Source organism: Photobacterium sp. SKA34 (assembly GCF_000153325.1).
GTDB lineage: Bacteria > Pseudomonadota > Gammaproteobacteria > Enterobacterales > Vibrionaceae > Photobacterium.
Genome location: NZ_CH724142.1, coordinates 889,633 through 896,820, shown reverse-complemented (window position 1 = coordinate 896,820; position 7,188 = coordinate 889,633). Strand labels below are relative to the sequence as shown.

6 protein-coding genes are annotated in these 7,188 nt (G+C 38.9%); 3 read left to right on the top strand and 3 right to left on the bottom strand.

Annotation, left to right across the window (positions count from 1 at the left end):
• The first annotated feature begins 226 nt into the window (after positions 1 to 226).
• The 3 genes from SKA34_RS13015 (at position 227) to fabV (ending at position 4,616) form a co-directional block, all read left to right on the top strand.
• Positions 227 to 892 (top strand): TetR/AcrR family transcriptional regulator, encoded by a 666-nt coding sequence (locus SKA34_RS13015; RefSeq protein WP_006645999.1) that lies wholly within the window; start codon positions 227 to 229, stop codon positions 890 to 892.
• 59 nt (positions 893 to 951) lie between these two features.
• Complete coding sequence (locus SKA34_RS13010; RefSeq protein WP_006645998.1) at positions 952 to 3,228, top strand: acyl-CoA dehydrogenase; 2,277 nt, start codon at positions 952 to 954, stop codon at positions 3,226 to 3,228.
• Between the two features lie 185 nt (positions 3,229 to 3,413).
• Entirely contained in the window at positions 3,414 to 4,616 is a 1,203-nt protein-coding gene (fabV, locus tag SKA34_RS13005; protein WP_006645997.1) for an enoyl-ACP reductase FabV, read from the top strand.
• 340 nt (positions 4,617 to 4,956) lie between these two features.
• Here the strand turns inward: fabV and SKA34_RS23675 are convergent, their stop codons facing one another.
• The 3 genes from SKA34_RS23675 to SKA34_RS12995 are packed head-to-tail and all read right to left on the bottom strand — an operon-like array spanning position 4,957 to position 6,976.
• Positions 4,957 to 5,658 carry an ATP-binding protein gene (locus SKA34_RS23675; RefSeq protein ID WP_006645996.1) on the bottom strand — a complete coding sequence of 234 codons (702 nt, stop codon included), beginning with the start codon at positions 5,656 to 5,658 and terminating at the stop codon, positions 4,957 to 4,959.
• Entirely contained in the window at positions 5,640 to 6,305 is a 666-nt protein-coding gene (locus SKA34_RS23670; RefSeq protein ID WP_006645995.1) for a hypothetical protein, read from the bottom strand. Before SKA34_RS23670 ends, SKA34_RS23675 begins: the two co-directional genes overlap by 19 nt.
• Entirely contained in the window at positions 6,302 to 6,976 is a 675-nt protein-coding gene (locus SKA34_RS12995) for a response regulator (protein ID WP_006645994.1), read from the bottom strand. The genes SKA34_RS23670 and SKA34_RS12995 overlap by 4 nt, the downstream gene beginning before the upstream one ends.
• Between the last annotated feature and the right edge of the window lie 212 nt (positions 6,977 to 7,188).

Sequence of the window (7,188 nt, the reverse complement as noted above, 5' to 3'; positions counted from 1 at the left end):
GATCGAGTTTAGTTCCGCAAATATATATTTTTTCTATAATATTTTATTAGTCATCAAACTTGCTTTTTGAGGTTTGGTATAACTAATTGATATTTAGGGTCTTATTCAAATTTTGATTATCTTTAAGATCTAATGATATTTCACCTCTCAAAATTAAATAGCAAACTTGTTAAAAGTGTTAACGAGATGTAGTATTTAAACATGTGTTTAATACGGGTGAATGAAAATGGCTGGAAAAGGTGAAACTAAAAGTCGTATTCTAGATGCCGCTGAGTTGTTATTTGCCGAGCATGGTTTTAACGAAACGTCGCTGCGGACCATAACGAGTAAAGCTGGGGTCAATCTTGCTTCTGTTAATTATCATTACGGTGATAAGAAAACATTAGTACGTGCAGTACTCAGTCGCTACCTTGATATTTTTATGCCTGCGTTAAAAAGCGAATTAGAAAGACTTTTAACCCGTGATGATTTTACGATGGAAGATGTTTTCCACTGTACAAAGTCACCACTAGTGAGTCTTAATGATTGTCGAACCAATGGTGCGACGGTTTTTATGTCATTACTAGGGCGAGGTTATACTGACGTACAGGGGCATTTACGGTGGTTTATTGTTACCCGTTACGACAAAGTCCTCTCTCTTTTTGTCACCGCAGTATGCCGTGCTAATCCATCCTTAGATCCGGAAACTCTTTTCTGGCGCTTACATTTTACATTAGGTGCATCTGTATTCACGATGGCATCAAGCGCCGCTTTATGTGAAATAGCAGAAAACGATTTTTCGAGTCATGTGAAAACTGAAGATTTAATTGACCGCCTTGTTCCCTATCTCGCAGCAGGGGTTGGTGCACCAATAGAGCCTAATATTTCTCTGGTTAAGCAAGTCGCAAACTAAATAACGAATGTATACCTACTTAGTCATTATAAAAAAATCGAAGCAAAAGGATCTGAACTATGAGCACTTTATCTGTAATGCGAAAACGTTATCTCAGCGATCCCGCCTTTAAGATGTTTAAGAAAGTGTTGCCACCGTTATCAGAAACAGAACGCGAGGCAATGGAAGCGGGGAGTGTATGGTGGGATGGTGAGTTATTTAGTGGACAACCTAACTGGAATACATTGTTAACCTACCCTAAGCCAAAACTTTCTGATGAAGAGCAAGTGTTTATCGACACAAAGCTAGAAACGTTATTAGCCTTGTTAAACGATTATCAGATTGTTCAAGAAGACAAAGATTTATCGCCAGAGGTGTGGCAGTACCTACGTGATGAAAAGTTTTTCTCGTTAATTATTGGCAAAGAATACGGCGGTCTTGATTTTTCAGCTCATGCGAATTCAACCATAGTTGCTAAAATTGCGACTCGTAGTTTAAGTGCTGCGGTATGTGTCATGGTGCCTAACTCCCTAGGGCCAGGTGAATTATTGACTCATTACGGGACAGAAGAACAGAAGAATTATTGGCTACCACGTTTAGCTAACGGTAAAGATATTCCATGTTTTGCATTAACTGGGCCAGAAGCAGGCTCAGATGCCGGTAGTATTCCTGATGAAGGTATTGTTTGTTATGGCGAGCATGAAGGTGAACAAGTATTAGGTTTACGCCTAACATGGAATAAACGGTATATCACCTTAGCACCAGTTGCAACAGTATTAGGTCTGGCTTTCAAAATGCAAGATCCTGATGGTCTGCTTGGTGATAGAAAAGAATTAGGTATCACCTGTGCATTAATTCCAGCCGATCATCCTGGCGTTGAAATTGGTGAACGCCATGACCCATTAAATATGGCTTTTATGAATGGGCCTACACGCGGTAATGATGTTTTTATTCCAATGGATTGGCTAATCGGTGGTCAAGAATATGCCGGAAAAGGTTGGCGAATGCTGGTGGAGTGTTTATCAGCAGGGCGTGGTATTTCTCTTCCTGCATTAGGCACTGCTATTGGACACTTAACAGCGAAAACAACAGGCGCATATTCAGTTGTTCGTAAGCAATTTGGTACTTCAATTGGTAATTTTGAAGGTGTTGCTCAAGCTTTAGGGCGGATTGGTGGTTTCACTTATATGTTGGAAGCTGCGCGGACATTAACCACGACTTCGTTAGATATGGGACAAACCCCAGGGATTGTTACAGCCATTGCCAAATACCATATGACTGAAATGGCACGAACGATCCTTAATGATTCAATGGATGTACATGCTGGTCGTGCTATTCAGCTCGGTCCAATGAACTATTTAGGCCATCACTACTTTGGTATGCCAGTTGCAATCACTGTTGAAGGCGCGAATATTTTAACTCGAAACTTGATGATCTTTGGTCAAGGTGCAACACGTTGTCACCCTTATGTACTCAGTGAAATGGAAGCGGCTGCCAATCCAGACGAACAGCAAGGTGAGAAAGATTTCGATAAGTTGCTATCAAAACATATAGGCTTTGCTATCGGTAATGTCAGCAAATCATTACTGAATGCTTTTTCAGGCTCTCGTTTTAATCGATCACCAGTTAGTGGTGAAACAGCTCCTTATTATCGCCAGTTAGCAAGAATGGCAAAGGCATTAGCGGTAAGTGCTGATTTTGCGATGTTAAGCCTTGGTGGCGAGTTAAAACGCCGAGAATTAATCTCTGCACGTTTAGGCGATGTTTTAAGCCATCTTTATTTAGCATCGGCAGTATTAAAACGCTATGAAGATGAAGGGCGTCAGCAGCAAGATTTATCAATGGTGAAATACGGTGTAGAGCATTGTTTACATCAATGTGGTGTTGCTTTTAATGATGTGTTTAATAATTTCCCTCGTAAAGGTGTTGGGCGTCTACTTCGAACGATTAACTTCCCGTTAGGCATTCATTATCACGCACCATCAGATGTAATAGCTATCGACATTGCAGAATCATTAATGACTCCAGGTGTACATCGTGAGCGATTAACACATCTTTGTTATGTTGGTGATAAAGAGGATGATCCTGTTGCAATTATGGAACGTGCCTTTTTAGCTATGCACGAGATCAAGCCCTTAGAGCGCAAAATGATGAAAGCAACACGTAGAGGTGAGATCCCACGCAAAGCATCGTTAACAAATAAGTTACAAGTTGCATTAGATGTGGGAGTAATCACAGAAGCTGAGAAGAAAAAAATAGAAAATGCTGAACAGCTAAGACAAAAAGCGGTTCAAGTTGATCATTTTTGTGCAGACCATTTTAAAAAAGCTCGCATACTACCAGGAAAAGCAGCTTAGGTAGCTTAGTTAGTAATATAAACCTGGAACCTCCCATGTGCCACGCCAAGCGTGGCACTTTTTTTGACCAGAAATATCTTTAACACCTCCAACCACTATGGTTTTTATCATTTTCTGTCATAAATTTAATGCGTATTTGACGCTAACCTTTTATCCTATCTACAACTATGTAAGGGAAGTTGAAGATGATCATCAAACCTAAAACTCGTGGATTTATTTGTACAACAACGCACCCAGTGGGTTGTGAAGAGAACGTAAAAGAGCAAATTGCTTATACTAAAGCACAAGGTCCAATTGCAAACGCACCTAAGCGTGTGTTAGTTGTTGGTTCATCAAGTGGTTATGGTTTATCGTCTCGTATTGCTTCGGCATTCGGCGGCGGTGCTGCAACTATTGGCGTGTTCTTTGAAAAACCAGGTACAGAGAAAAAACCAGGTACTGCAGGTTGGTATAACTCAGCAGCATTTGACAAGTTTGCGAAAGAAGAAGGTCTTTATTCAAAAAGCTTGAATGGTGATGCTTTCTCTAACGAAGCAAAACAAAAGACAATTGATTTGATCAAAGAAGATCTTGGTCAAGTTGATATGGTGATTTACTCACTTGCATCTCCTGTACGTAAATTACCTGAAACAGGTGAAGTTATTCGTTCATGCCTAAAACCAATGGGTGAGACGTACACAGCAACAGCAGTAGATACCAATAAAGATGTATTAATCGAAGCGAGCATTGAGCCAGCTACAGAGCAAGAAATTGCTGACACTGTAACTGTAATGGGCGGTCAAGACTGGGAACTTTGGATTGATGCTCTATCTGATGCTGGCGTTTTAGCTGACGGTTGTAAGACTGTTGCTTATAGCTACATTGGTACTGAAATTACTTGGCCAATTTACTGGCATGGTGCATTAGGTCAAGCGAAAATGGATCTTGATCGTGCTGCAACAGAGCTTAATGAAAAATTAGCACTGCATGGTGGTTCAGCGAATGTTGCTGTGCTTAAAAGTGTTGTGACGCAAGCTAGCGCAGCAATTCCTGTTATGCCACTTTACATTGCGATGGTATTTAAGAAGATGCGTGAAGAAGGCGTACATGAAGGTTGTATGCAGCAGATTTTACGTATGTTCAACCAACGCTTATTTAAAGTAGATGGCACTGCACTAGAAGTTGATGATGAAAACCGTTTACGTCTAGATGATTGGGAACTTCGCGAAGATATTCAGCAACATTGTCGTGATTTATGGCCAAATGTAACCAATGAAAACTTATTTGATGTCGCTGACTATCAGCAATATAAAGATGAGTTTTTAAAGTTATTTGGTTTTGGTATTGACGCTGTTGATTATGATGCAGATGTGAATCCTGTTGTTGAGTTTGATGTGAAAGACATCTAATTTAATACAAAATAAAAAACCGCCGAAAGGCGGTTTTTTTATTATTTTGATTCATCAATATAATCTATTTATTATTTTTTTTGCTTATGTATCCAACCACATTGGTTGCAGAGGTGAATTCTTCTAATGTAAAAATTATGCCATAGTTTTCGTTTTATTCTTTTTACATCAAAACTACCGCATTTTTCGCACTGCATTTATTAACTCTCCTAGCTATTAATAAATTACTAGTGATAGTTTTAAATATTATAAATTTCATGTCTACAAATGATTGTCAATTTTTTGGCGTTTCAGGGAGTATACATTCAATTATTCGGCCTACCATAAATTTTAATATTTCTTAATCATTAAGTTTTGGTAGTGTAATAATAAATGCAGCTCCTTCTAATGGCGACTCTTCAACGTAGATAGCTCCTTGATAGCTATCGATAATTTCATTACATACCGATAAACCAATACCTTGGCCTGGGTTTAGCTGATCTGAACGTACTCCTCGTTGAAATATCGCTTCTCTCATATCAAGTTTGACACCTGGACCATCATCTTCAATCTTAATGGTAAAGTGTGTGTTAGTTTCTGTCACAGTAATATGCACTTGGCTAATACAAAAACGGAATGAGTTTTCGAGCATATTGCCAAATAATTCCATTAAATCATCTTTATTTAACGGCAACATAACATTTTCATTGAAGTGATAATGCAGTTGAGCTTGTTTATCTGCATAAATTTTACTGAGCATTAAACTTAGGCTATTAACAACAGGCATTAATTGAGAATTACTTTTTTGTAGCCCTTGCTGACCTACCATTGCACGTTTTAGTTGATATTGAACAAGATCATCCATTTGGCTGATTTGCTCCATAATGCGTTGATTTAGCTCGTGGCGTTCTAACGTTTTATCATCCAATAATGCATTTGTTGCCGCAAAACGGGTTTTTAGACTATGTGCAAGATCATCCATCGCATGGCGGTAACGTACTTTTTGATCACTGCTAATACGGTTTAATCGGTTAACCGCTTTAGTCACTTCTTGCAGTTCCATTGGGTAATCATTATCGAGTTTTCTCGTTTAGCTTCCGCCATTTGATCGAGTTGAGAGGCTAACTTACGTAACGGTTGAAATCCCCAGTGAAAGGCCGCAATAAGAAATGCAACAGCAATAAGCACAAACAAGCCGAGATAAAATGCGGTACGTTGGTGGAGTTTTTCTAATGATTTTTCATAATCATTTGCTGAACGTAATACAACGAGCTGGTAAATGTTGCCATTTTCTTTATCTCGACTGAGGTTATAAGCGATATAGCCTTTATCATCACCCATTTTTATTAGGGTAGGGGTCGGTATTTCTTCTGGCAGATAACGACAAACATCTTTTAAATTCGCTTTATTGGCTTCATGAGATAGCCATGTGGTGTTATCTGCTTGATCGCACACTACGGCAATATAATCGGTGTCTGATGGATCAAGAGAATCAATCCATTTATCAACGTCTTTGATTAAACCTGCACGGTTAAGTTGAGCAACAACCATTGGCATTTGAGCGACAAGCTCTGAAGAGTAGGATGCCATATAGCTTTGAGAATAAAGCTTATTAATCACACCAGCCAAGGCCGATGTGACTAAAGCAATAATAGCTACAGATGTGATTAAAACTCGACGTCTTAAACGCGGCTGTATAAGTTTATTCATTGGGCATTAAGTTCAAAAATATACCCTTGACCACGAATGGTTGATATTGGGTTTTCTTGACCTGTTTTAGTGAATTTTTTACGTAGACGACTAATCATAACTTCGATTGTATTTGGATCGCCTTCTTGATCTTCATATAACACATCGAGTAAGCGTTGTTTTGATACAACCTGACGGCTATGGCGCATAAGATATTCAAGTAAGTCATATTCAAAAGCGGTCAACTCTAATAATATCTCATGAACATAAACTTGCTTAGCGAGGAGATCTACACGGATATCACCAGCGGTCATTTCCGGCTTAACAAAACCGGCACTGCGGCGAACAAGTGCACTCAAACGAGCAACCATTTCTTCTTTTTGGAATGGCTTAACGAGATAGTCATCAGCGCCAGCTTCAAGGCCTGTTACTTTGTCCTGCCAATTAGAACGTGCAGTAAGAATAAGAATGGGAAGGCGAAGACCTTTTTTACGCATGTCTTTAATTAAACTAATCCCATCACGGTCAGGTAGACCAATATCAACAATCGCAATATCATTAGGGTAGTTTTCAGCAAAGAATAAACCTTCTTCTGCCGTATTTGCACATTGAACTTGGTTGCCTAATTCACTAAGTTGAGATTTTAAGTGATGGCTAAGGATTGCATCGTCTTCGACAATAAGAATTCGCATAAATTAAAGCACCCAAGGTTGCTGATTGTAGTTATAAATATCTATGGTACGAAATATTGCAATTATCCGCATTATTTATCATTACCACAAACTTAAAATTTGAGCGTAATAGCAGAATGGGGATTTATAAGTCACATTGCTATGGTGTGTTATTAACTAAAAGGACTGATTAATAACAAATTAACGCTACAGGTCTTAGTGTAGGTATCTTG